The sequence below is a fragment of the Brevundimonas sp. KH_058 genome (assembly GCF_057838505.1).
In genome coordinates this window covers 1878159-1901477 of the sequence record NZ_CM174469.1, presented here as the reverse complement: position 1 = coordinate 1901477, position 23319 = coordinate 1878159, and the positions used below count along the sequence as shown (strand labels likewise).

Sequence of the window (23319 nt, the reverse complement as noted above, 5' to 3'; positions counted from 1 at the left end):
TACGCTCCCGGTTAGGCGACTGACCGCGCGGCCGGATCGGCGCACAGTTCGAGGATGGCGGGGGACAGGCGGTGCAGCGGCAACTGCCGCTCCACGGCGCCCAATTCGAAGGCGGCTTTCGGCATGCCGTAGACGACGCAGGTGGCCTCGTCCTGGCCCAGGGTGCGGCCGCCGGCTTCGCGCATGGCCAGAAGGCCCTTGGCGCCGTCCTTGCCCATTCCGGTCAGGATGACGCCCGTCATCGGACGCTTCAGGCGCACGACGGACTCGAACATCACATCGACCGACGGACGGTGTCCGTTGACCGGATCGCTGACGACCAGTCGGCAGCGCGGCGACATGCCGGACGCGACCTCCAGATGGGTCGCGCCGCCGGGCGCCAGATAGATGTGGCCAGGCTTCAACGGCGCGCCGTCCACGGCCTCGGTCACCGTCGGGGCGCAGACGCGGTCCAGGCGGGCGGCGAAGCTGGCGGTGAAGGTCGCCGGCATATGCTGGGTGATGACCGTGGCGGGGCAGTTGGCGGGGAAGCCGCTGAGCACCGTCAGCAGGGCCTCGACCCCGCCGGTGGACGAGCCGATGGCCAGGACGTGGTTGGGATTGGGCCGATAGGTGCGCGGCGCCTCGGCGGCGGCCGGGGTGTCGCCACGGGCGCGGACGCGCGAGCGGGCGGCCATCTTCACCTTGCCGATCAGATCGTGGAAGGCGTCCACGCTGGCGACCGCCGGCTTGGCCACGGCGTCCACGGCGCCGATCTCAAGCGCGGCCAGGGTCACGTCGGTGCCGGCCGCCGTCAGGGTCGAGACCATGACCACCGGCATGGGCCGCAGCCGCATGATCTTTTCCAGGAACTCCAGCCCGTTCATGTTGGGCATTTCGACGTCAAGGGTGAGGACGTCGGGGTTCAGGGCCTTGATCGCGGCGCGCGCCTCGATGGGATCGGCGGCCGTGCCGACGACCTCGATCTCGGGGTCCGACTTCAGCGCGGCCGAGATCAGGCCCCGCATGGTCAGGCTGTCATCGACGACCAGGACGCGGACGGGCGCGCTCATCAGGCGCCGCCCAGGCGATAGGTGGTCAGGCCGGCGGTTTGAAGCTGGCTGGTCGCAGGACCGGAAACACGTTCGGAATGGCCGATATACAGGGTCGCGCCGGGGTTCATCAGCGGCGTGAACCGCTTCCACACCCGCTCCTGGGTCGCGTCGTCGAAATAGATGACGACGTTGCGGCAGAAGATGACATCGAACTTGCCCTTCATCGGCCAGTCGCCGATCAGGTTCAGCTCCTTGAAGCTGACCAGACGCTTCAGTTGCTGGCCCGCCGTCCAGCTACCGCGGTCGGCGCGGTCGAAATATTTGCGCCACAGGGTGACGGGCGCCGGCTCCAGCGCCTCTTCGGAATAGGTGCCGTCGTGGCCTTGGGCCACCATGTTCGGATCGATGTCGGTGGCCAGGATGCGCACGTCCAGGTCCGCCGCCTCGGGCAGGACCGACAGGATGGTCAGGGCCATCGAATAGGGCTCCTGCCCGTTCGAGCAGGCGGCCGACCACAGGCGGACCCGGCCGCCGGCGCGCGCACGGGCGACCAGTTCCGGCATGACCCGGTCGCGCAGGTCGTCGAAATGGTGCGGCTCGCGATAGAAGCGGGTGACGTTGGTCGTCAGGGCCGCCGTCATCTTCTGGCGCTCGTCCACCCCGTCCACGCCCTCGACCAGGGCGCAGTAGTCGCGGAAGCTGGTCAGGCCCAGGGTGCGCAGACGCTTGGCCAGGCGCGAATAGACCAGCGCGGCCTTGCCCTCGTTCAGGGCGATGCCGGCATGGGCGTGCAGCATTTCGGCGATGTGTCGGAAATCATCGGCGGTGAAGACGAACTCGCCCTCGACGATGGATCCCCGGCCGGCGGCGGCGGTCATGCGGCTTCGGCCTCGACTTGGGGCAGGATGTAATCCAGTTCGATCAGGCTGATCATGCGGCCGTCGATGGAGAAGATGCCTTTGACGAAGGTCTTCACCTGGTCGCTGGCCACGTCGGGCGTCGCCTGCACCGAGGCCTCGCTCATCTGCAGGATGTCGGACACGGCGTCGACCAGCAGCCCCACCATCCGGCCGCCGATATGGGCGACCATGATGACGTGGCGGGCCGTCGGCTCGGACGTCGTCAGACCGAAGCGGGCGCCCAGGTCGATGATCGGCAGGACGGTGCCGCGCAGGTTGATGACGCCCTTCATGTAGCCCGGCGAGCGGGGCAGAGGCGTCGCGGGCGTCCAGCCGCGGATTTCACGGACCGACATGATGTCGACGCAGAATTCCTGACTGCCGATGCGGAAGGCGATCAGTTCGCGCTGGGGATCTTTGGCTTCGGTCATGGTTCAGCTCGCGAGCTTGAAATCGGGGCGGATGGATTTGCGGCGCATATCGGTGACGATGACGTCGACGTCGAGGATCAGGGCCACGCGGCCGTCGCCAAGGATGGTGGCGGCGGCGACGCCCTCGACCTGCTGGTAGTTGGTTTCGAGGCTCTTGATGACCACCTGGCGCTGGCCCTGGATGGCGTCGAACAGAAGGGCCGCCTGCTGGCCGCTCTCGGTCTCGACGACCACGGCGACGCCGTCGGTCGGATTCATAGGTTGCTCGCGGAAGCCCATGATCAGGGCCACGTCGATCAGCGGCAGGAACCGCTCGCGGAAGCGGATCACCGGATCGACGCCGCCGACGAAATGCAGGTCGGCGGCCTGGGGCGTCAGGCTCTCGACGATGGCCGGCAGGGGCGCGATCAGCGTCTGTTCGGCGGCGGCGACGACCATGCCATCCAGCACCGCGAGCGTCAGCGGCAGGCTGAGGGTGAAGGTCGATCCCTTGCCGGGGACCGAGCTGATGGAGATACGGCCGCCCAGGGCCTGGATCGAGCGCTTGACCACGTCCATGCCCACGCCCCGGCCCGAGATGTCGGACACGACGGCGGCGGTGGAGAAGCCGGGCGCAAAGATCAGGTTGTCGATCTGCTCATCGGTCAGGGGTGCGTCGGCGGCGATCAGACCCTTGTCGATGGCGATCTTCTTGACGCGTTCGCGGTTGATGCCGCGTCCGTCGTCGGAAATCTCGATGACGATCCGGCCCGAGCGGTGCAGGGCGGCGAGACGCACGGTGCCCTCGGCCGACTTGCCGGCGGCGAGACGCTCGTCAGGCGTTTCCAGACCGTGGTCGATGGCGTTGCGCAGCATATGGGTGATCGGCTCGGCCAGGCGTTCGACCACGGTCTTGTCGACCTCGGTGTCCTCGCCGACGGTGACCAGGCGGACCTGTTTGGAGACCATGTCGGCGACTTCGCGGACCAGACGCGGCATGCGCTGGAACACCGACTTCACCGGCTGGGCGCGGATGGCCATGACGCTGTCCTGGATCTCGCGCGTCAGCAGCTCCAGGTCTTCGAGGCCCAGGGCGATGCCGGACGAGCGGGCCAGGCCGCTTTCCAGGACACGTTGCGACAGCATGGCCTGCTGGATGACCAGCTCGCCGACCACGTTGATCAGGCGATCCACCCGATCCAGATCGACGCGGATCGTCACCGGCGCCGGAGCGACGGGGGCGGAAGCCGGAGCGGCGGCGGCAGGGGCCGGGGTCGGCGCCGCAGCCGCAACGGGCGGCGGCGCGACGACGGGCGCCGGCTCGGGCTCGAAGGCTGCAAAGGGGATGGCCTCGGACGGCGTCTCAACGACCGCGCCGCCGGCCTTGGCCAACAGGGCGGCGATGTCCAGATCGTCGCTGGCCGGCAGGATCGCCGCCGGCTCGTCTTCGAACGTCGTGCTCATGTCCGACGCGCCTCCCATGTTGGCGCCAAGCGGCGTGATGGTCAGTTCGCAGTCGCTCTCGACGAAGTCGAAGACCTCGCGCACGGCGGCCTCATCGACGGCGGCGTCCAGATCGATGGTCCAGGTCAGGCAGCCGTCCTCGACCGACAGGGCGTCGAGCGGGTCGACTTCGCCGTCGTCCAGAGCCACCGTGATCGGGCCGAGGCGACCCAGTTCGCGCAGCAACAGGCCGGTCTCGTTGGCGTTGGCGTACATCCGGCCCAGCGGCTTGAACACGACGCGCCAGCCAACGGCCGGCGTTTCGGGCGTGGTGGCGGCGGGTTCGTCCAGCGGCATGTCGAAGGCCATCGGCATGAAGCCGAAATCGTCGTCTTCGTCCTCGACCACGGGCGGCGCCTCGCCGCCGTGGGTCAGCATTTCCAGCTCGACGACCAGGGCGGCGGAGCGCCCCTCGTCCACCTGCGGGATCAGGCCCTGCGCCGCCTGGATATGATCGGCCAGCACGTCCGACGCCCGCAGCAAGGTCTTGATCGTGACCGTGTCGCAGGGTTTGCGGCCCGCGCGCAGTTCGTCCATCAGCGTCTCGAAGACGTGGGCGAACCGCACCAGGGCTTCCAGCCCGAAGGCCCCTGCCCCGCCCTTGACGGAGTGGACGGCGCGGAAGACGGCGTTGATCGTCTCCAGGTCGGTCTGACCCTGCTCCAGCAGCATCAGCTTCGCTTCCAGGTCGGCGAGCAGTTCGTCGCATTCCTGGAAGAAGGTGACTTTGATGGCTTCGAAGGCGTCCATTAGGTGCGGGTCCGGCGGGCTTTGGCGATCAGACTGGGGGCGATCAGACTGGGTGCGATCAGGCGGCGACGCGGCGGACGGCGTCCACCAGTTTTGCGGGGTCGAAGGGTTTGACGATCCAGCCGGTGGCCCCGGCGGCGCGAGCACGCGCCTTCTTCTCGACGTCGCTCTCGGTCGTCAGCACCAGCACCGGCGTGGTGCGGTGGTTCGGATCCGCGCGCACGCCCTCGATGACGCCGAAACCGTCCATGCGGGGCATGTTGATGTCGGTGATGATGACGTCGGCGCCCCTGGCCGCCAGCGTCTCCAGCCCATCCACGCCGTCGACGGCCTGGATCACGGTGTAGCCCGCGTCTTCCAGCGCCATCAGCAGCATGTCGCGCATGGTGCGGGAATCGTCGATCGTAAGAACGGTCTTGCTCATGCCGTCAGCCCCTCGGTATTGAAGTCGGGCGCGCCGAAAGCCGCCCACTGTTCTGTCCAGTATTGGGACACAGACCCTAAGCTTAGGTTGACGCCGTCGGCGGCCCAGGTCTTGCTGGCCGACAGCAGCACTTGCAGGCACAGTCCCCCCAGCCGTTCGACCGCCGAGGCGTCCAGCGTCAGGGGATGACCGCGCAGGGCCAGCAGATCGGCCTTCAACGGTTCGGCCGCGTTCAGATCGAGAACGTCGGGCAGGATCAGGGTCTCGCTCATCAGAACTCCTCCCAGCCGTCTTCGACGGCCGCATCTTGTGGTTTGAGGGCCGCGCCGCCGCGTCCGATGGTCTTCAGCGCGGCGACCATGCGGTTGGCAGGCTTGGCGGCAGGCGCGACGCGCCTGGGCGCGGGCGCCGAGCGGTGCGACGCCGCCGCGCCGGTCTGGCCCACGTTGAACTGGGCGACGGAGGATTGCAGCGCCTCGGCTTCCTGAGACAGGGAGTGGCTGGCGGCGGTCGATTGCTCGACCATGGCCGCATTCTGCTGGGTGACCTGGTCCATCTGGTTCACGGCCGTGTTGACCTGGGCGAGGCCGACGGCCTGTTCCTGGGCCGAGGCGGCGATTTCGGTGACCAGACTGTCGATCTCGGCGACCCGGTCCACGATCCGTTGCAGGGCCTCACCGGTCTCACCGACCAGCTTCACGCCTGCGCCGACCTGACCGGTGGAGGCCGAGATCAGGGTCTTGATCTCTTTCGCGGCTTCCGCCGAACGCTGGGCCAGGGCCCGGACTTCAGAGGCCACGACCGCGAAGCCGCGTCCCGCGTCGCCGGCCCGCGCCGCCTCGACGCCGGCGTTCAGGGCCAGAAGGTTGGTCTGGAAGGCGATCTCGTCGATGACGCCGATGATCTGGTTGATCTGATTGGACGAGCCTTCGATGGCCTGCATCGCTTGGACGGCGTCACGCACCACCACGCCGCTCTTTTCGGCGTCGCCGCGTGCGGCCTGGACGACGTCGGAGGCCTGGCGGGCGCCCGAGGCGGTCTTGTTCACCGTGGCGGTGATCTCATCCAGGGCGGCGGCGGTTTCCTCAAGCGAGGCCGCCTGCTGCTCGGTGCGGCGCGACAGGTCGTCGGCGGCCTGCGAAATCTCGCCGGCGCCCGAGCGGATGCCCGAGATGTTGCCAACCACGACCGCAATGGCCTGTTGCAACTGGGCGATGGCGGCGTTGAAGTCCGACTTCAGGTGCGCGGCTTTCGGATTGAACTCGACATCGATGCGGAATGTCATGTCGCCGTTGGCCATGGCCGACAGGCCTTGCCCCAAGGCCGTGATCGCCCGAATGTCTTCCGCCGCCTCGCGCGCCTTTTCGGCCTCGCGTTCGGTGCGCTCCTGCTCGGTCATCGAACGGTGAGAAGCGGCTTCCTTCTCGACGCGGACCTTGTCGACGGCGGCATCGCGGAAGGCGACGATGGCCTGGCCCATCTTGCCGAACTCGTCCTTGCGGTCGGCGCCGACGATCTGGATCGACGTGTCGCCCGCCATCAGCTTTTGCATATAGCCGATCATCGTGAGGATCGGCCGCGTGATGGCGCGGGTCGCGACAAAGCCGGCGGCCAGAGCGATCAGAAGCGCAGCGATCAGACCGATGACGACGGCGTTCATGGCGCTGCGAGTGGCGGCGGACTGGGCCGCGCGCGCCGCTTCAAGAGCGGCGTCGTTGGAGGCCTTGATCTCGTCGATCGCTTCTTCCAGCGGGGCGACATAGGTGTCGGCGACGCCGGTGCGGCCGACCATCTGCACGGCCTCGGCGCCGCGGCCGTCGCGAACCATCGCGCCGCCGACTTCGACGACGTTCTTGTACCAGGTCGCATTGGCCTCGACGGCCTTGTCGACCGGCGCGGCGCGATCGGCGGGCAGATCCTTGCGCAGCTGTTCCATCGCGGCCAGGAACTTGGCGCGGTGAGCATCGACGCGTTCGAGATAATAGGGATCCTTCGACAGCAGATAGCCGCGGAAGGCGTTCTCCTGACGGGTCATGTAGAATTCGGCCGTGGCGGTTGTGCGGTTGTCCTTGTTCTCGACGCTGCGCGTCGCGCCGGCGCTTTCCATCTTCAACAGACTGGTCACCACGACGGCGCCCATCACGGCTATCGCCGCGAGCACGAGACCGAAAGCCAGGAACAGCTTGCGGCCGACCGGCAGATTCTCAATCAACTTCAACTCTACATCCCCCGATAGTGTCTTTTTATTCAGAACGATTTAGCCGGCGGCGACATCGCGCCCCGGCGCCCGAACCTGGACCGTGACCGGCGACGCAAGGCTTGCAGCCGCGACGATCAGAGGCGAGAGGACGGAAAACGAACGAAGCATTGTGGTCCCTGGAAGCTTCTGCATTGTGCAGTCCAAGGATGAGGCGATGATTAATATTATTTCTGAACCACGCTCTAGGTAGGAATGCGTAGGGCCGGCACAGCTTGGCGCCGGGGCTCAGATCGCAGCGCATGGCTTTCGAAGCGAATTACGTATTTCCACGCATAACAAGATCGCGTATGGAAAATGAGTCAAAAAGACGGCAGGTAAATGTCCCAGTGATGTTGCTCACCCACGATTGTTCACAGTGAAACGGGATAACGCCAGTCTTCGAGGGTCTGATCGTCACCTCTGCACGCTGCGACGCACAAAGACTTGGTGGAGCGGCGCTTTCGTCGCCTGTATCTCAGTATTGATCGCCGTCGGCGTGCGCGTGGCGCTCGAACCCTTTGGACATTTCTATTATCTGCCGATGGTGGCGGCCGTCATGGTCACGGCCCTGTTGGCGCGGCGCCTGTCGGTCATTCTGGCGATCACACTCTCCATAATCGCCAACGAAGTGATGGTGCAGAGGCAAGGCGCGCTCGATGCGACGGTGAACGCCGTCCTCTTCGCCGTCGTCGCCTGGGCCATCGCAGAGGTCTGCCGCCGCCTGGGCGGCGCCCTCAGGACCGCGCGAGCGCTGACGCGCGACCTGGCCATGCGGGAAATGCTTCTGGAGACCATCCTGACGTCCGTGCCGATCGTGACCCTGGATCGCGAAGGGCGCACACAGCGCGTGACGCCCGCCGCAGCCGCGCTTCTGGGCGTCAGCCGAGAAGAAGCCGCGACCCTGCCGTTTCACACGCTGGTGCCGTGTTTCGATGAGGCCGCCCTGGAGTCTGCACGGCAGGGCGGCGAGGTTCTGTCGCCGTCTACGGGCTTCTGGGCGGTTTGGCGCCCAAACGCCTGCCCCGTGCCGCTGACCATCCACGCCAATGTACTACCGGACGACATCTGGCCCGAACATATCGTTCTGGCCCTTGCCGAACAGAGCCAGTCAGAGGCGATGCGGCAACGCGAACGCGACCTGACCGAAAAACTCAACAGCGTCTGGCGCCTGAACTCGATGGGCGAGATGGCCGCGACCCTGGCGCACGAGATGAATCAGCCCCTGACCGCCGCAGCCGTCTATCTGCACGCCGGCCAGGCCGCCCTGGCCAAGGCGGGATCCCCGGCAGACGAAGCGACGCGCGCTTTGGAACTGGCCAAGGCGCAATTGCTGCGTGCGGGCGAAATCATCCGACGCATGCGTGAGCTTCTTGCGACCGGATCACGCAGCTTCACCGAGGAGCGCGCCTCTCAGATGATCCAGGACCTGGATCCGGTCTTCACGCTGATCGGGCGTGACACCGATGTCACCATCGACATCCAGGCCGATGGCGAGGACGATCATGTACTGGCGGATCGCATTCAATTGCAGCAGGCCCTGACCAACCTGGTCAAGAACGCCGTGGACGCGGCCATTGGACAGGAAAACGGCCGCGTGTCCGTCTCGGGTCGTTCGTTGGGCGCCGAAGGCTATGAGATCGCCGTCGAGGACAATGGGCGTGGCATTCCGACCGATCAGCGAGACAGCATCTTCCATCCGATGATCTCGACCAAGGCGGGCGGCATGGGTCTGGGCCTCTCCGTCACGCGTTCCATCGTCGAAAGCCACGGCGCCGCCCTGACCGTCGGGCGCAGCAGACTTGGCGGCGCAGCTTTCACCTTCCGCCTGCCTCACAGCCAGGAGCTCGACGCCGCATGAACGCGCATTCCGTCTTCATCGTCGACGACGACCCAGCCATGCGGGACTCGCTCGTCCTCATGTTGCGCGGGGCGGGCTTTCGGGCGCGCGCCTTCGCCAGCGCCGACGACTTTCTGGAGAACCTGCCGACCGACAAGAGCGCCTGCGTCGTCAGCGACGTGCGTATGCCCGGCGTCGAAGGGCCGGAACTGGTGCGCAGGCTGAAGACGCTGAGAGGCGAGCGCTGGCCCGTAATCGTCATCACCGGCCACGCCGACGTACCGCTGGCGGTTCAGTTGATGAAGGCCGGGGTCGTCGATTTCATCGAAAAACCCTTCGATCCCGAACATATCCTGGACTGCGTCGGTCGCTGCATCGCCTCGCTGACCAGCCTGGAGGCGGATCGGACGGCGCGGGACGAGGCCAGGAGCCGTCTGGCGACCCTGACCACTCGCGAGCGTCAGGTGTTCGACGCCCTGATCGACGGCTGTTCGAACAAGGAAATTGCGCTGCGGCTGGAGATCAGCCCCCGCACGGTGGAGATTTTCCGCGCCAAGGTGATGACCAAGATGCAGGCGTCGAACCTGTCCACCCTGGTTCGCATGGGAATGCGCGCCGGCGACGCTTGAGCCGGAAGGGAATCGTCTCCACCTTAGGGCGGACATGAGCGACCGGTCCGCAGGCCTCGCCCCGTCCCGCGTCACTGCGGTCCTGGGGCCCACCAACACCGGCAAGACCCATCTGGCGGTCGAGCGGATGCTGGGTCACGCCTCGGGCATGATCGGCCTGCCGCTGCGCCTGCTGGCCCGCGAGATCTACGAGCGCATCGTCCGCCAGCGCGGGGCCGCCGCCGTCGCCCTGATCACGGGCGAGGAAAAGATCGTCCCGCCGCGGCCGCACTATTTCGTCTGCACCGTCGAGGCTATGCCGCTGGAGCGGTCGGTCGAGTTCCTGGCCATCGACGAGATTCAGCTGGTCGCCGATCCCGAGCGCGGCCACGTCTTCACCCAGCGACTGCTGCACGCGCGCGGGCGGTTCGAGACCATGTTCCTGGGCGCCGGGACGATGGAGCCATTGATCCGCCGCCTGGTGCCGGACGTGGAGATCGTGACGCGGGACCGGCTGTCGACGCTTTCCTACGCCGGGTCCAAGAAACTGACCCGCCTGCCCCGGCGCAGCGCCATCGTCGCCTTCTCGACCGAGCGGGTTTACGCCATCGCTGAACTGATCCGGCGTCAGAGAGGCGGTGCGGCCGTGGTCATGGGCAGCCTGTCGCCCCGCACCCGCAACGCCCAGGTCGCGCTTTATCAGTCGGGCGAGGTCGATTTCCTGGTCGCCACCGACGCCATCGGCATGGGGCTGAACATGGATGTGGACCATGTCGCCTTTGCAGGTCTGAGGAAGTTCGACGGTCGGCGGACCCGCTGGCTGCACGCGCACGAGATCGGCCAGATCGCCGGGCGCGCCGGGCGCCACCTGCGCGACGGGACGTTCGGCGTCACGGCCGAGGCGGAGGACTTGGATCCCGACCTGGTCGAACAGGTGGTCGAGCATCGGTTCGATCCGGTCGAGGCGGCCGAGTGGCGCAACGGCAAGCTCGATTTCGACACCCTGCCTGATCTGCTGCGATCACTGACCGTCACGCCCCAGCGCATCGGCCTGAACCTGACCGGCGAGGCGCTGGACGAAACCCTGCTGCGGCGTCTGATCAAGGACGAGGAGATCGCCCGCATCGGTCGCTCGCGCGGCGCCATCATGCGGCTGTGGGAAGCCTGCCAGTTGCCGGACTTCCAAAAGACGACGCTGGACGAGCATGCCCGTCTGGCCAAGGACGTCTTCCACGCCCTGACCGGCAAACGCGGCCGCCTGACCGACGACTGGATGGCGCCCCGCTTCGCCTTCGTGGATCGCGACGACGGCCAGATCGACCAGTTGTCGGCCCGGCTGTCGGCCGTGCGCACCCTGTCCTACATCGCCAACCGGCCCGACTGGGTCCACGACGCGCAAGGCTGGCGCGACAAGACCCGTGCGCTGGAGGACCGGCTGTCCGACGTGCTGCATGAGCGGCTGACCGCCCGGTTCGTGGATCGCCGCACCACCGCCCTGATGCGCGCCCTGAACGTGCGGGACGATGCGTTTGCCGGGGTCGCCGACGACGGCGAGGTCACGGTCGAGGGTCAGGTGGTGGGTCAGTTGGAGGGCGTTCGCTTCCAGATGGAGAAGGGCGCCTCGGCGCTGGAGGATCGCACCCTACGCCAGGCGGCCGTGCGCGCTGTGACGCCCGAGATCAACCGCCGCCTGGGCCGGCTGGCGGCCGAGACCGACGAGGCCTTTTCCGTCACGCCGGATGGCGCGGTCCTGTGGCGCGGCGTGCTGACCGCCCAGATCGTGACGACGCCGCAGGGGGCCGATCCGTTCTCGCCGTCCGTGCGTCTGCTGGGCGATCTGGGACCGACGCCCGCCCGCGAACGGGCGCAGCGCAGGATCGAGGCTTGGCTGGCTGCCGAGGCCGGCCGTGCGCTGCGAGATTTGCGCCGTCTGCGTCAGGCAGTCGAAAGCGGCGCGCTAAAGGGCCTGCCGCGCGGCATCGCGTTTCGTCTGATCGAGGCCGGCGGCCTGATCGACCGACGCGAGGTCGAACGCGATCTGGCGGCTCTCAGCCAGGTCGAGCGCCGCACGCTGAAGAGTTTCGCCATCCGCGTCGGCGTTCATTCGGTGTGGCTGCCCGGCCTGCAAAAGCCCCGCGCCCGACATTTCGCGCAAGGGTTCGTGGACGCGCCGCTGATCCCCGCGACGCCCGACCTGATCCCCGCGCCGGTCGAGCCGCCCTCGCCGCGCCTGCTGTCGGCCCACGGCCTGCGCCAGGCCGGTCGCTGGCTGGCCGCCGTCGAGACGTTGGAGAAGATGGCCGACCTGCGCGCCGCCAACCACGGTAGGCTGTCGGACGAGGCCCTGACCGACCTGGGCTGGAGCGCCGATCAGGCGAAACAGATCATCGCCGCGCTGAAGACCGAACGCGCCCGCCTGCCCGACAAGCCGGGCAAGGCGCCGAAGATCGTCAAGGATTCGCCGTTCGCGGCCCTGGCCGCCCTGACAGCACCACCGCCGGAGCCGGCGCGAGCCAAACGTCGTCGCCCGCGTCGGAAATCCGCCTCTTGATGCCCCGTCCCTTCGTCATTCTCCGGCGAAGCGAAGCGGAGACCGGGGAACCCAGCGGCGCGCGCGAGCGCGAACCTGTCGCGTATGAGATGCTTCCAACATTATGCGGCGGACAGATCGCCTTCGGCGCTGCTGGCTCCCCCGGTCCGCGCCGCAAGCGGCTTGCCGGAGGATGACGAAAGGGATGGAGACGGACGCCTGTCGCATCGATCTGTGGCTGTGGCGCGCGCGTTTCGTGAAGACGCGGGGGCTGGCCGCCGATCTGGTCGAGCGGGGGGCGGTGCGGCTGACGCATCATGGGCGGGAGACGCGGCTCGACAAGCCCAGCCGTTGCGTCCACGTCAGCGACTTGCTGACCTTCGCTCAGGACGGGCGCGTCACCAGCCTGAGGGTGGAGGCGCTGGGCAAAAGGCGCGGGCCGCCCGAGGAGGCCCGCGCCCTTTACTCACTTACTGCTTGAGGGCTCAAGCAGCGCTCAGCGCGAAATCCTTATTGCTTCAGCACGAACTCGCCTTCGATGTGCAGCTTCACTTCGTCGGAGACGGCCGGCAGGGCGTAGTTGATGCCGAAGTCCGAGCGCTTGATGGTCGCTTCGCCGTCGAAGCCGGACTTGTAGGCGCCCATGACGGTGCCGGCGCCGTTGAACTCGACCTCGATGGTGACGGGCTTGGTCACGCCGCGCAGGGTCAGGTCGCCGACCACGGTCGCCTCGTTGGCGTCATCCGAATCCACCGTCACCGAGCGCGAGACGAAGGTCGCCGTCGGGTGGTTGGCGGTGTCGAAGAAGTCGGCGGTCTGCAGGTGGGCCTTCAGCCTGTCGTCGTTCGGCGCCACGTCGGTCAGCGGAATGGTGGCGGTCAGGGTCGAGGCCGACGGATTGGCCGGGTCCAGCTTCAGCTCGGCCTTCACGTTCACGAACTGGCCGGTGTAGGTCGACAGGCCGAAGTGGTTCACCGACCAGGTGATCTTGCCGTGGCCGGAATCGAGATCGTAGTTCCCGGCGGTGACCTGGGCGGGGATCTTGGTCAGGGCGGCCTGGGCCACCACTGCGCCGCCAGCGGCGAGGCTGACGGCTAGCGCGCCGGCGACGACGTATTTCATGAAGGGAGAGCGCATGGAGGGGTTCCTGTCGATGGGACGGTGAATATGCAATCAATACGGTTGCGATTAAGCCCGACTGTTGTCAAGCGGGCTCAAACCGGCTTGCGAACGTCTCTCGCCTTAAGCCCTGCTGTTGACAGTTGGTTGCGTGGCCGCCATGTCGCAGGCCTCCCGCTCACAGTCCGACACCCGTTCTTCGCCCAATGACCTACATCGTCACCGACGCCTGCGTGAAATGTAAGTTCATGGACTGCGTCGAGGTGTGTCCGGTGGACTGCTTCTACGAGGGCGAGAACTTCCTGGTCATCGCGCCCGACGAGTGCATCGACTGCGGCGTGTGCGAGCCGGAATGCCCCGTCGACGCCATCGTGCCCGACACCGAGGACGAGCCGGACGGCAAGTGGCTTCAGGTCAACGCCGAATACGCCAAGGTCTGGCCCAACATCACCGTCAAGGGCACGCCCCCCGCCGACCGCGAACAGTACGAACGCGAGACCGGCAAATACGAGAAATACTTCAGCACCAAGCCGGGCAAGGGTTCCTGACTTTACCGCTAGGGGCGCTCAAGCCTTGCCGCAAATCCACGTCCGCCCTGTGGACGTTTTGAAATTCCGCAGATTTGTGATAGGTTCTGTTTCATTCGATCGGGCGGTCCGCGAAATCTTCGCGCCGCCCGTGTTTGCGACAGCATCCCGCCCACAGACGGGATCGGCCAGAGGTTTGGTGATCCGTTTCCGCATTTGACGCCTGACATCATCCCCTCCGACGGAGCGATCCGGCGGATGAGATCCTGTTTGCGTTTCCTGCGCCTTCGCGTCGCCCGGCCCTGACCGGGAAAGGACGATTATGACGAGCAAGACTGGTCTGGAGTTCAAGGTTGGCGACGCGGTCGTCTATCCGGCGCACGGCGTCGGTAAAGTCGCGGCGGTCGAGGTCCAGGAAGTCGCGGGCATGTCGCTGGAAGTCTATGTCGTGACCTTCGACCACGAGAAGATGACCCTGCGCGTCCCCACCAAGAAGGCCGCGACGGCCGGCCTGCGTTCGCTGGCCGCCGACGATGTCGTGACCAAGGCCCTGACAACCCTGAAGGGTCGCGCCCGCATCAAGCGCACCATGTGGTCGCGTCGCGCCCAGGAATACGAAGCCAAGATCAACTCGGGCGACCTGATCTCCATCGCCGAAGTGGTCCGCGACCTGCACCGCGCCGACACCCAGCCGGAACAGTCCTATTCGGAGCGTCAGCTCTATGAATCGGCCCTGGACCGTATGGCCCGTGAAGTCGCCGCCGCCAACAAGATCGACAAGGACGCCGCCGTCGAGCTGCTCGCCAAGTCGCTCAGCGCCAAGAAGCCGATCCCGACCGCCGAAGCCGCCTAAATACCGGTTGGGGCTTCGACCTCGGACAAACGAAAAGGCCCCGGAGCGATCCGGGGCCTTTTTGTTTTCGGGTTCTACTTGCCGGTTTTCCCCGATTTACCAGGTACGGGAACCAGGTTCTTCAGGCTGGGCTGGGACGCGTTCGCCTTGGGCGGCGCGACCTTCTTGGACTTGCCCTTGCTCTCTTTCACGGTGATCGACCTTTTCTGTGAAAGGTCAGCCTAGCAGGCGGCCTACCTCCAAATGAGGCCGCACAGGCCCGCACCCATGGCTTTTGAGCCAGGACTTCCCAAATAGGAGGATGGTCGCCGAGAGCGAACCGCCCTCAGGCGGTTGATCGGATCCGGTTTGACCACCATGCGAAACCTTCGATCTCATGATCTGGCTCATCGAGCTGTCCGTCGCGCGCGCCGCCGCGACGGGTCATCGCCTTTCAAACAAGGGGAGGGCGGACGCATGATCGGCTATCTGATCCTGGTCCACCGCTATCCCGAACAGTTCAAACGCCTGTTCGACGCCGTCTATGACCCCGCCAACCATTACGTCGTTCACGTCGATCGCAACTCGGGCCCCGAGCTGGAACAGCAGATCCGCCAGTTCCTGGCCCCCTATGCCAACGCCGACGTCATCGAGAGCCGACGCGCCCTGTGGGGCGGCTACAGCCTGATCGACGCAGAGCTGCGCGGCATGAAGCGTCTGCTGGAAATGAGCGACGACTGGTCGGTCTTCATCAACCTGAGCGGCCAGGACTTCCCGTTGAAGTCTCAGGCCGAGATCATGGGCTTCCTGGCGAAACACAAAGGCCAGGAGTTCATTCGCGCGGTCGATCAGCGCAAGATCCGCCCCGACACCATGAACCGGGTCCGCAACATGGTGTTCGAGCGCCCCGGCGGCATCCTGCGCACCATCCTGCGCCGTCCGTTCCTGCGCGGCGCCACGCCCTATATCGGCAATCAGTGGATGATGGTCAGCCGCCGCTTCTGCGACTTCGTCTGCAACGACAAGGCGGCGGACCGGTTCAAGGCCTTCTATCGCCACACCTTCATCGCCGACGAAGGCTTCTTCCAGACCGTGATGAAGAACACCGACGTCCATGGGCCGATGGTCAACGACGACATGCGGATGATCGACTGGATCCCCGACGGCGACATCAAGCTGCGCCCGCGCACCTACACCCTGGCGGACCTGCCCGAACTGAAGGCCAGCCCGTCACTGTTCGCCCGCAAGTTCGACGCCGAGGTGGATGAGGCCGTCATCGCCGCGCTAGAGGACTGGATCGCCCCCGTCGGCGCCAACAGACCGATCCCGACCGCCGAAGCCGCCTAGACTTCGACCTCGGACAAAAGAAAAGGCCCCGGAGCGATCCGGGGCCTTTTTTGCTGCTCGCTATACGGGCCTCAGAAATACTCGGCGTTGGCCGGGCACTGGGCGCTGATGCGGCGTGCGGTGATGCTGGCGGGAATATAGGGGGTGCCGCGCACGATCTGGGCGCCCCCGCGGAAGCTGAAGCTGGTGTCCGTATAGGTTCCGTTCAGTCGCACGGCGATGCGGCGACCCTTGCGGTCCTGGCACGTGCCCTCGAAGCGCGCATTGCCATCGCCCACCACGCGGGTCGGATAGGTGCAGCGCCACTTGTTGGTCGACAGGCCGCCGAAGAAGCGGTTGATCTCGCTGGGGCGGACACAGCGTTGCAGCGTGTCGCGCTGGCCCACGGCGCTGGTGGTATATTCCCAATAGCCGGGCAGGACTTCGGACTGGGCCGCCGTCTGGGCGGGGGCGATGGCGGGCGCGGCCAGCATGAAGCCGCCGGCGACGACCGGGGCCAGGACGGCGAGCGCGCGCTTGGGCAGGCGGTCGATCAGCGACGGACGGGACATGGCGGCCTTCTGTTCTGCTTGGGTCTCTTCTGGGGTCTTCATGATATGGCCCATACAGCGCGGCATTTGAATGACGGCTGAACGAACCGCTGGCTTTATGCGTCCAGACTCAGCTTGACGCCGAACCGCCTCTTCCCTTATACGGCCCCCTCTCGCGCGGGCTGGTTCCCGCGCGCAACTGTTCATGCGTCTTCTCCCATGCTCGGGCTGGACGCCGCACCTTAAGGATCTGACGATGTCGCGTCGTTGCGAACTCACCGGTATCGGCCCCATGGTCGGCCACAATGTGAGCCACTCGAACATCAAGACCAAGCGCCGGTTCCTGCCGTCGCTGAAGACGGTCAAGCTGACTTCGGAAACCCTGGGCCAGACGTTCAGCCTGCGTATCTCGAACGCCGCGCTGCGCACCCTGGACTACAAGGGCGGCCTGGACGTCTTCATCGTCAAGGCTCGCGACGAGCAGCTGTCGATCGCCGCCCAGCGCATCAAGCGTCAGGTTCGCGCCAAGATCGCCGAGCAAGCCGCCGCCGCCGCCGCCTGATCGGCGTCTGCGACATAGAGTTCTGGAAGAGGCCGGTGGAAACGCCGGCCTTTTTCTTTGCGCGTCATCCGGGCCGCGCTAAGCCTTCCCTGCCAGACCGAAGGGAAGTTGGATGCGCATCACGGTTCTGCTCGCCGCAGCGAGCCTTCTGGCCCTGACCGCCTGCGCCACCGCCCCGGCTTCGACGGCCGCGACGACGCGTGAATCCACCCCCTACACCCTGGCCACCGACCAGCCGTTGACGGTCGAACAACAGGCGATGCGGTTCGACAAGGCCAACCTGACGATCAAGGTCATTCCCGCCGACAAGGCCATCGACGCCGTCGCCGTTCTGGACTTCACCGCCAAGGCGCCGTTGGAGGCCCTGGTCGTCGATCTGGATACGCTGCTGACCATCTCGTCGGTCCAGATCGACGGGATCGAGGTCGCCGTCGACCGCTGGTCCAATCCCGAGGGCCGGCTGACGGTGCAGTTGGCACAGCCCCTGGCCGCCGGACAGTCCGTCGCCCTGCGCGTCGCCTATGCCGGTCAGCCGCGCGTGGCGCCCCGCGCGCCGTGGGACGGCGGCTTCGTCTGGTCCACCGCCCCGTCGGGCGAGCCGTGGATCGCCACGGCGGTTCAGGGCGAGGGCTGCGACATCTTCTGGCCCTGTATCGACAGCCCGCACGGCGAGCCGGGCCGGGTCGATCTGCACATCACCGTCCCGTCCGATCTGTCGGCGCCGTCCAACGGCCGGTTCCTGGGCAAGGTCGATCACGGCGACGGCTGGACCACCTGGAACTGGACCGCCAAGTCGCCCAACACCTACGCCATCGCCCTGAATGTCGGCCCATATCAGGAGGTCGCGGGCGCGTATCGCAGCCGGTTCGGCAACACGATCCCGATGGCCTACTGGCATCTGAAGTCCGACACGCCCGAACAGGTCCAGGCCCTGTTCGCCCAGTTCCCCAAGATGCTGGACTTCTTCGAGGCCACCGTCGGCCCCTATCCCTTCGGCGACGAGAAGATGGGCGTGGTCGAGACCCCGCACCTGGGCATGGAGCACCAGACCATCAACGCCTACGGCAACGGCTACAAGATCGACGGCCGGGGCTATGACTGGCTGCTGCAGCACGAGTTCGCCCACGAATGGTTTGGCAACCAGCTAACCAACCAGAACGCCGACGACATGTGGCTGCACGAAGGGCTGGGGTCGTACATGCAACCCCTGTACGCGCGCTGGCTGCTGGGCGACCGCTATATGCAGCGCGAACTGGCCAACCAGCGCGAGGGGCTGATCAACAAGTTCCCCGTCGTCTCGGGCACGCCCAAGACCGAGGACGAGGTCTACAAGGGCGATGTCGGGCCGGGCAACGACATCTATTCCAAGGGCTCGCTGATCAGCCATTCACTGCGGATGCTGATCGGCGATGCGGCCTTCCACGAGGCGATCACCCGGCTGGTCTATGGCCGCCCCGATCCCCGGCCGGGCAATTTCGCGCCGCTGTATCGTTCGACCGGCGACTTCCTGGACATCGTCAATACGGTGACGGGCCAGGACTATGGCTGGTTCTTCCAGGGCTATCTCTACAACGCCGCTCTCCCGGTGTTGACGCAGTCGCGCGAAGGCGGCGTGCTGCGGCTGGACTGGACGACCGGCGACGGCGGGGTCTTCCCGATGCCGCTGGAGGTCGAGATCGACGGCGTCGTCCATAACGTGGCGATGAACGACGGTAGGGGTCGGATCGCAGTTTCGGCCGGCGCGCACGTCTTGGTCGATCCGCAGAACAAGGTGCTGCGCCAGATGGAGGTAATCGACGACCTTCAGGCCTACAAGGCGGCGCAGCAGCCCAAGTAACGATCCTTCTCCCATTGGGAGAAGGTGGCCCGAAGGGCCGGATGAGGGTCGGCCGGCGGGCCAACTCGCACAACCCGCCCCTCACCCTTTCGCGCAAAGCTGATCGCTTCGCTCTCAGGCGCTCAAGCCCTCTCCCGATGGGAGAGGGACGGAAATCAGGCCGCCGCCACCGTCACCGACTGGCGCACCATCTGGCACCGCTCCTGGGTCGTCAGGAAGGCGATGTCGGCCGCGTCGCGCCCGCAGGCGATCCGCACCAGCCCTTCGACCGGCGCCAGGCCCGTCGCGTCGACCAGCCACCAGCCGTTGTCCAGCCAGACCTCGAAGATGGCGTGAAAATCGGGCGGCTCCAACTGGTGGGCGAAGGCGCTGACGGCGCGCGCGGGAATGCCCGAGGCCCGGCACAGGGTCATGCCCAGGTGTGTGAAGTCGCGGCATACCCCAGCGCGGTCGATGAAGGTGCGGGCCGCCGTGGTCTCTGTGTCCGAGACCCCGTGCTCGTAATCGACGTTGGCGGTGATCCAGTTCAGGATCGCCAGCACGCGCGCGCCCCCCGCCGTGTCGCCGAACTCGCGCGTGACGAAGCGGCCGAACTGGTCCGACGGGCAATATCGGCTGGGCTGCAGATAGGGCAGGACCTCGGCAGGCAGTTCGCCCCAGTCGTGCTGAGACACGCTGGGCGGCAGGCCCTTCAGCACGCCGTTCTCGACCACGGCCTCATAGGTCAGGGTGACCTCGCCCTCGACATGGCAACGCAGGGTGCGGGCGCCGAAATCGACGTCCTCATCCTCGTGGAAATCCACAGGGGGATCGAAGGTCAGGGTCTCTTCAATGATGTCCTGGCCCGGCCAATGGGCGACCTGGATTTTGTAGATGGCGTCCGTCGGCGGATCGAAACGATAGACGAGCTCGGCGCGCACGCGCAGTTTCATGAGGGCCTACCGTTCCGAGCGAAATGAAAATGGACGAGGCTGCTGAACGCCATGCGCCCTGGGCCGTTCCGTGTCCGCGACGCGCCTTCTAGCGCGACTTCACGCCCGTGAAAATCGACAAGACAAGACAGTGTGTTAATCTGACGCCCATGATCGCTTCCCCTGCCCTTCTCGCTCTTCGGGAAGCCGCCGACCACCCGTCCCCGCAACCGCAGACGCGGGACGCCTGCGCATGACCGAGACTCTGGAAAACGTCGAACCCGATCTGACCGAATGTGATCGCGAGCCGATCCACATTCCACAATCCATTCAGCCGCACGGCTTCCTGCTGGTGCTCGACCTGCAATCCCTGACGATCCGCCAGGGTGCGGGCGCCATCGAGGATCTGACCGGCCGCACCGTCTGGATCGACCGCCCGATCGCGGACGTGCTGGGCGATGTCGCAGACCGGCGTATCCGCTCGATGGCGGCCTTGCAGGAGACCGGTTTCGCCTGCCGCTGGCGCGCGACCAACCGTCTGGAATATGACGTGGTCGTCCACCGCGCGCCCAATGCCGCCGCCGCCGACGACCTGATGATCGTCGAGGTCGAACAGAGCTCGCAGCAGGCGCGTCTGGGCATCGACCTGGTCGCCAACCTGGACACCGCCGGCGCGTCGCTGGAACGGGCGGTGACGGTGCAGTCGGTGTGCGAGAGGGCGGCCGAGGCGTTTCGCAAGCTGACCGGGTTCGACCGGGTCATGATCTACCGCTTCCACGACGACGACGCGGGCCAGGTGGTCGCCGAAGCCCGTGCAGACGGAACTGGCTCCTTCCTGAACCACCATTTCCCGGCCGCCGACATCCCCAGACAGGCGCGGGCCCTTTATCTGCGCAACCCCGTGCGGGTCATTCCCGACAGCCGCTATAAGCCCCAGCCGTTGCGGCCTGTCGCGCCCGGCGAAGCGCCGCTGGACATGAGTGACAGCGGCCTGCGGTCCGTGTCGCCGATCCATTTGCTGTATCTCCAGAACATGGACGTGCGGGCCTCGGCCTCTGTGTCGATCATCGTCGATGACGCACTGTGGGGGCTGATCGCCTGCCACAACGCCTCGCCCAAGCTGCTGCCCTATGAACTGCGGGTGGGCTGCACGACCCTGGCCCGCAATCTGGCGCGCCAGCTGAAGGCCAAGGGCGACGCCGAGCTTTATCGCGAGCGCACCCGTCTGCGCCGCATGGAAGACGAACTGGTCGGTCGGCTTCCGACGGATCGGCCGCTGCGCGAGGCGCTGGCCACGCGCGCCGATCCGCTGATGCAGCTGACGGGCGCCGACGGCCTGGCCATCGTCGGCGACGGCGAGATCCAGACCTTCGGCTATACGCCGCCCCGCGATGCGGTGGGCGCCATCGCCGCCTGGGCTGCGGAACGGCCCGGCTTGCGTCCCGTATCGTCCCACAATCTGTCCGCCGTCCTGCCTCAGGCCAAGGCCTGGACGACGCACGCCAGCGGCCTGTTGGCCGTCACCCTGCCCATCGACCAGCCGGTGTCGATCCTGTGGTTCCGATCCGAAGTGATCGAGACAGTGCGTTGGGCCGGCAATCCTTCCACCGCCGACAAGACCGGCCCCAACGCTGTGCTGACGCCCCGCGCCTCCTTCGAAAGCTGGTCGGAATCGGTTTCGGGCCGCGCCCATCGCTGGAGCCCCGCCGCGATCGAGTCCGCCGGACGGCTTCGCGACGCCCTGGCCGACTATGCCGCCATCGACCAGCTGCGCCGCCTCAACCGCTCGCTTCAGGATCGCCTGTCCGAGCGGGATCTGCGGCTGGAGCAGCAGCAATATCTGATCCGCGAAGTGAACCACCGGGTCCAGAACAGCCTAACCCTGGTGTCCAGCTTCCTGGGTCTACAGGCGCGCGAGCAGACGGGAGGCCCGGCCGCAACGGCGCTGAACGAAGCGCGTCGTCGCGTGCGCGCCGTCTCGGCGGTGCACAGCCGCCTCTATCTCGGCGACCAGGTCGCCTCCATCGATATGGCCCGCTACATCGGCGATCTGGTGGAGGACCTCAGTTCCAGCATGGGGCCGGACTGGACCGCCGCGATCGAGACGGATCTGGACCCGGTCTGCGTCGACGCAGGGCGGGCCGTCACCATCGGCCTGATCCTGACCGAGCTGATCATCAACGCCCAGAAATACGCCTACAACGGAAAGCCCGGCCCGCTGCGGATCATCATGGAAGACCAGGGCGCCCACTTCCGCCTGTCGGTCGAAGATGAAGGCGCCGGCGGCCATCTGGCGGGTAAGGGCTTCGGCTCGATGATGATCCAGAGCCTGGTGGGGCAGTTGGAAGGCACTATCGACTATCTGGACCGGGCGCCGGGCCTGGCTGTGAGCCTAAAGGCGCGGATCGATCCGCTGATCTGATCGCACGCCCTGTGGCGTCAGGCCGCAGGGCGGCGTAAGAGCCGCGCCATGTCCGCCCTGGCTTCTCGCGTCTCGCCGCGCGCCTTCGCCCTGATCGTGCTGCTGATCGCCGCCTGCGTGCTGGGCCTGGCGCCCATTCTGGTGCGGTTGACCGAGACGGGACCGGCGGCGGCGGGGTTCTGGCGTTTTCTGTTCGCCCTGCCGCTGCTGACCATACTGGCGACGCGCGAGCCGGGCGGGATCGCGACCCCGTCGAAATGGGCGCTGCTGGCGGGCCTGTTCTTCGCGCTGGATCTCAGCTTCTGGCACTACGGCATCGTCATGACCTCGGTCGCCAATGCGACGGTGCTGTGCAACCTGACGCCGGTCGTGGTCACCCTGTTCGGCTGGTTCGTGCTGAAGGAGACGCCGCATCGGCTGTTCCTAGTCGCGCTGGCCCTGGCGATGGGCGGAGCGTTTGCGATGGCGGCGGGGGCGGACGGCGGACAGGGGACCAATCCGCCGCTGGGCGACATCTTCTCGCTGTCGGTGGCGGTCTGGTATTCGGGCTATTTCCTGGCGGTGAAGGCCGCGCGGCGCACGGCCGGCGCCATGCGCGTCACCTTCTGGGCCACCCTACTGGGCGCGCCTCTGCTGCTGATCGTCGCTCTGGCCCTGGGCGAGGACATCATCCCCGCCGGGCCAAGCGGCTGGGCCGCCTGTATCGCCATGGGGATCATGCACGTCTTTGGCCAAGGCGGCGTGGCGTGGGCGCTGGGCAAGCTGCCGGCCTCGGTCACCGCCGTGACCATCCTGATCCAGCCGGTGGTCGCCGGCTTGCTGGGTTGGTGGATCTTCGGCGAGACCCTGACGCCGGTTCAGGCCCTGGGCGGCGCGCTGGTGCTGGGCGCCATCGTCCTGGCGCAGAGATCGCAGCGGGCCAAGCCCGACGGGCTCAAGCAGCGCGAAGCGCGGTAGCCCCACAACAAGAAAACGGGCGCAGGAAAATCCCGCGCCCG

Annotated in this window: 21 protein-coding genes; 11 read left to right on the top strand and 10 right to left on the bottom strand. The window is 66.6% G+C overall.

From position 1 onward, the window contains the following. Nucleotides 1-11: 11 nt before the first annotated feature. From AC3ISA_RS09050 to AC3ISA_RS09020, 7 genes are read right to left on the bottom strand one after another with little or no spacing between them, the layout of a single operon-like run. The gene (locus AC3ISA_RS09050; RefSeq protein ID WP_489177622.1) at nucleotides 12-1052 is read right to left on the bottom strand and encodes a protein-glutamate methylesterase/protein-glutamine glutaminase; all 1041 of its coding nucleotides are present in this window, start codon (nucleotides 1050-1052) and stop codon (nucleotides 12-14) included. Further along, nucleotides 1052-1912, bottom strand: a complete 861-nt coding sequence (locus AC3ISA_RS09045) for a CheR family methyltransferase (RefSeq protein ID WP_489177621.1) — start codon at nucleotides 1910-1912, stop codon at nucleotides 1052-1054. Before AC3ISA_RS09045 ends, AC3ISA_RS09050 begins: the two co-directional genes overlap by 1 nt. Continuing rightward, nucleotides 1909-2364: a chemotaxis protein CheW gene (locus AC3ISA_RS09040; RefSeq protein ID WP_159846579.1), complete on the bottom strand. Its 456-nt coding sequence runs from the start codon at nucleotides 2362-2364 to the stop codon at nucleotides 1909-1911. The genes AC3ISA_RS09045 and AC3ISA_RS09040 overlap by 4 nt, the downstream gene beginning before the upstream one ends. Before the next feature lie 3 nt (nucleotides 2365-2367). Beyond that, nucleotides 2368-4596 carry a chemotaxis protein CheA gene (locus AC3ISA_RS09035; RefSeq protein WP_489177620.1) on the bottom strand — a complete coding sequence of 743 codons (2229 nt, stop codon included), beginning with the start codon at nucleotides 4594-4596 and terminating at the stop codon, nucleotides 2368-2370. Nucleotides 4597-4654: 58 nt separating this feature from the next. Then, nucleotides 4655-5020, bottom strand: coding sequence for a response regulator (locus AC3ISA_RS09030; protein ID WP_428153897.1), 366 nt, complete (start codon nucleotides 5018-5020; stop codon nucleotides 4655-4657). Next, nucleotides 5017-5292, bottom strand: a complete 276-nt coding sequence (locus AC3ISA_RS09025) for an STAS domain-containing protein (protein ID WP_489177619.1) — start codon at nucleotides 5290-5292, stop codon at nucleotides 5017-5019. Before AC3ISA_RS09025 ends, AC3ISA_RS09030 begins: the two co-directional genes overlap by 4 nt. After that, complete coding sequence (locus AC3ISA_RS09020; RefSeq protein ID WP_489180086.1) at nucleotides 5292-7160, bottom strand: methyl-accepting chemotaxis protein; 1869 nt, start codon at nucleotides 7158-7160, stop codon at nucleotides 5292-5294. The genes AC3ISA_RS09025 and AC3ISA_RS09020 overlap by 1 nt, the downstream gene beginning before the upstream one ends. Nucleotides 7161-7740: 580 nt before the next feature. Between AC3ISA_RS09020 and AC3ISA_RS09015 the strand changes: the two genes are divergently transcribed. The 4 genes from AC3ISA_RS09015 (at nucleotide 7741) to AC3ISA_RS09000 (ending at nucleotide 12715) form a co-directional block, all read left to right on the top strand. After that, nucleotides 7741-9117 carry a two-component system sensor histidine kinase NtrB gene (locus AC3ISA_RS09015; RefSeq protein ID WP_489177618.1) on the top strand — a complete coding sequence of 459 codons (1377 nt, stop codon included), beginning with the start codon at nucleotides 7741-7743 and terminating at the stop codon, nucleotides 9115-9117. Next, nucleotides 9114-9725 (top strand): response regulator FixJ, encoded by a 612-nt coding sequence (gene fixJ / locus AC3ISA_RS09010; RefSeq protein WP_489177617.1) that lies wholly within the window; start codon nucleotides 9114-9116, stop codon nucleotides 9723-9725. Before AC3ISA_RS09015 ends, fixJ begins: the two co-directional genes overlap by 4 nt. A gap of 34 nt (nucleotides 9726-9759) precedes the next feature. Beyond that, a complete protein-coding gene (locus AC3ISA_RS09005; RefSeq protein ID WP_489177616.1) occupies nucleotides 9760-12255 on the top strand; it encodes a helicase-related protein in 2496 nt (831 codons plus the stop codon). Between the two features lie 172 nt (nucleotides 12256-12427). Beyond that, a complete protein-coding gene (locus AC3ISA_RS09000) occupies nucleotides 12428-12715 on the top strand; it encodes an RNA-binding S4 domain-containing protein (protein WP_489177615.1) in 288 nt (95 codons plus the stop codon). 29 nt (nucleotides 12716-12744) lie between these two features. On the opposite strand, the gene AC3ISA_RS08995 is transcribed toward AC3ISA_RS09000, so the two are convergent. Further along, on the bottom strand, nucleotides 12745-13371 hold the full coding sequence (locus AC3ISA_RS08995; protein ID WP_489177614.1) for a YceI family protein: 627 nt from the start codon (nucleotides 13369-13371) through the stop codon (nucleotides 12745-12747). 188 nt (nucleotides 13372-13559) lie between these two features. Here AC3ISA_RS08995 and fdxA point away from each other — a divergent pair, with 188 nt between their 5' ends. The 3 genes from fdxA (at nucleotide 13560) to AC3ISA_RS08980 (ending at nucleotide 16059) form a co-directional block, all read left to right on the top strand. After that, the gene (gene fdxA / locus AC3ISA_RS08990) at nucleotides 13560-13901 is read left to right on the top strand and encodes a ferredoxin FdxA (RefSeq protein ID WP_159846606.1); all 342 of its coding nucleotides are present in this window, start codon (nucleotides 13560-13562) and stop codon (nucleotides 13899-13901) included. A gap of 301 nt (nucleotides 13902-14202) precedes the next feature. Further along, complete coding sequence (locus AC3ISA_RS08985) at nucleotides 14203-14733, top strand: CarD family transcriptional regulator (protein ID WP_159846611.1); 531 nt, start codon at nucleotides 14203-14205, stop codon at nucleotides 14731-14733. A gap of 456 nt (nucleotides 14734-15189) precedes the next feature. Further along, nucleotides 15190-16059 carry a beta-1,6-N-acetylglucosaminyltransferase gene (locus tag AC3ISA_RS08980; RefSeq protein ID WP_489177613.1) on the top strand — a complete coding sequence of 290 codons (870 nt, stop codon included), beginning with the start codon at nucleotides 15190-15192 and terminating at the stop codon, nucleotides 16057-16059. Between the two features lie 71 nt (nucleotides 16060-16130). Here AC3ISA_RS08980 and AC3ISA_RS08975 read toward each other — a convergent pair whose 3' ends face one another. Then, nucleotides 16131-16652: a DUF3617 domain-containing protein gene (locus AC3ISA_RS08975; RefSeq protein ID WP_489177612.1), complete on the bottom strand. Its 522-nt coding sequence runs from the start codon at nucleotides 16650-16652 to the stop codon at nucleotides 16131-16133. A gap of 193 nt (nucleotides 16653-16845) precedes the next feature. Here AC3ISA_RS08975 and rpmB point away from each other — a divergent pair, with 193 nt between their 5' ends. Together rpmB and AC3ISA_RS08965 are read left to right on the top strand one after the other, a co-directional pair. Then, nucleotides 16846-17151 (top strand): 50S ribosomal protein L28, encoded by a 306-nt coding sequence (gene rpmB, locus AC3ISA_RS08970; protein ID WP_372691290.1) that lies wholly within the window; start codon nucleotides 16846-16848, stop codon nucleotides 17149-17151. Nucleotides 17152-17263: 112 nt separating this feature from the next. Continuing rightward, nucleotides 17264-18988, top strand: coding sequence for a M1 family metallopeptidase (locus AC3ISA_RS08965; protein ID WP_489177611.1), 1725 nt, complete (start codon nucleotides 17264-17266; stop codon nucleotides 18986-18988). A 155-nt stretch (nucleotides 18989-19143) separates the two neighbouring features. Here the strand turns inward: AC3ISA_RS08965 and AC3ISA_RS08960 are convergent, their stop codons facing one another. Beyond that, complete coding sequence (locus AC3ISA_RS08960) at nucleotides 19144-19920, bottom strand: transglutaminase-like domain-containing protein (protein ID WP_159846619.1); 777 nt, start codon at nucleotides 19918-19920, stop codon at nucleotides 19144-19146. Nucleotides 19921-20152: 232 nt separating this feature from the next. Here AC3ISA_RS08960 and AC3ISA_RS08955 point away from each other — a divergent pair, with 232 nt between their 5' ends. Together AC3ISA_RS08955 and AC3ISA_RS08950 are read left to right on the top strand one after the other, a co-directional pair. Continuing rightward, complete coding sequence (locus AC3ISA_RS08955; RefSeq protein ID WP_489177610.1) at nucleotides 20153-22321, top strand: histidine kinase dimerization/phosphoacceptor domain -containing protein; 2169 nt, start codon at nucleotides 20153-20155, stop codon at nucleotides 22319-22321. A 48-nt stretch (nucleotides 22322-22369) separates the two neighbouring features. Then, nucleotides 22370-23278: a DMT family transporter gene (locus AC3ISA_RS08950; RefSeq protein ID WP_489177609.1), complete on the top strand. Its 909-nt coding sequence runs from the start codon at nucleotides 22370-22372 to the stop codon at nucleotides 23276-23278. The last annotated feature ends 41 nt before the right edge of the window (nucleotides 23279-23319 follow it).

Bases quoted from the DNA above. Each gene is read 5' to 3' on its own strand.
- AC3ISA_RS09050 (WP_489177622.1), bottom strand. From the start codon at position 1,052: ATGAGCGCGCCCGTCCGCGTCCTGGTCGTCGATGACAGCCTGACCATG.
- AC3ISA_RS09045 (WP_489177621.1), bottom strand. From the start codon at position 1,912: ATGACCGCCGCCGCCGGCCGGGGATCCATCGTCGAGGGCGAGTTCGTC.
- AC3ISA_RS09040 (WP_159846579.1), bottom strand. From the start codon at position 2,364: ATGACCGAAGCCAAAGATCCCCAGCGCGAACTGATCGCCTTCCGCATC.
- AC3ISA_RS09035 (WP_489177620.1), bottom strand. From the start codon at position 4,596: ATGGACGCCTTCGAAGCCATCAAAGTCACCTTCTTCCAGGAATGCGAC.
- AC3ISA_RS09030 (WP_428153897.1), bottom strand. From the start codon at position 5,020: ATGAGCAAGACCGTTCTTACGATCGACGATTCCCGCACCATGCGCGAC.
- AC3ISA_RS09025 (WP_489177619.1), bottom strand. From the start codon at position 5,292: ATGAGCGAGACCCTGATCCTGCCCGACGTTCTCGATCTGAACGCGGCC.
- AC3ISA_RS09020 (WP_489180086.1), bottom strand. From the start codon at position 7,160: ATGGGCGCCGTCGTGGTGACCAGTCTGTTGAAGATGGAAAGCGCCGGC.
- fixJ (WP_489177617.1), top strand. From the start codon at position 9,114: ATGAACGCGCATTCCGTCTTCATCGTCGACGACGACCCAGCCATGCGG.
- AC3ISA_RS09005 (WP_489177616.1), top strand. From the start codon at position 9,760: ATGAGCGACCGGTCCGCAGGCCTCGCCCCGTCCCGCGTCACTGCGGTC.
- AC3ISA_RS09000 (WP_489177615.1), top strand. From the start codon at position 12,428: ATGACGAAAGGGATGGAGACGGACGCCTGTCGCATCGATCTGTGGCTG.
- AC3ISA_RS08995 (WP_489177614.1), bottom strand. From the start codon at position 13,371: ATGCGCTCTCCCTTCATGAAATACGTCGTCGCCGGCGCGCTAGCCGTC.
- fdxA (WP_159846606.1), top strand. From the start codon at position 13,560: ATGACCTACATCGTCACCGACGCCTGCGTGAAATGTAAGTTCATGGAC.
- AC3ISA_RS08985 (WP_159846611.1), top strand. From the start codon at position 14,203: ATGACGAGCAAGACTGGTCTGGAGTTCAAGGTTGGCGACGCGGTCGTC.
- AC3ISA_RS08980 (WP_489177613.1), top strand. From the start codon at position 15,190: ATGATCGGCTATCTGATCCTGGTCCACCGCTATCCCGAACAGTTCAAA.
- AC3ISA_RS08975 (WP_489177612.1), bottom strand. From the start codon at position 16,652: ATGAAGACCCCAGAAGAGACCCAAGCAGAACAGAAGGCCGCCATGTCC.
- rpmB (WP_372691290.1), top strand. From the start codon at position 16,846: ATGTCGCGTCGTTGCGAACTCACCGGTATCGGCCCCATGGTCGGCCAC.
- AC3ISA_RS08965 (WP_489177611.1), top strand. From the start codon at position 17,264: ATGCGCATCACGGTTCTGCTCGCCGCAGCGAGCCTTCTGGCCCTGACC.
- AC3ISA_RS08960 (WP_159846619.1), bottom strand. From the start codon at position 19,920: ATGAAACTGCGCGTGCGCGCCGAGCTCGTCTATCGTTTCGATCCGCCG.
- AC3ISA_RS08955 (WP_489177610.1), top strand. From the start codon at position 20,153: ATGACCGAGACTCTGGAAAACGTCGAACCCGATCTGACCGAATGTGAT.
- AC3ISA_RS08950 (WP_489177609.1), top strand. From the start codon at position 22,370: ATGTCCGCCCTGGCTTCTCGCGTCTCGCCGCGCGCCTTCGCCCTGATC.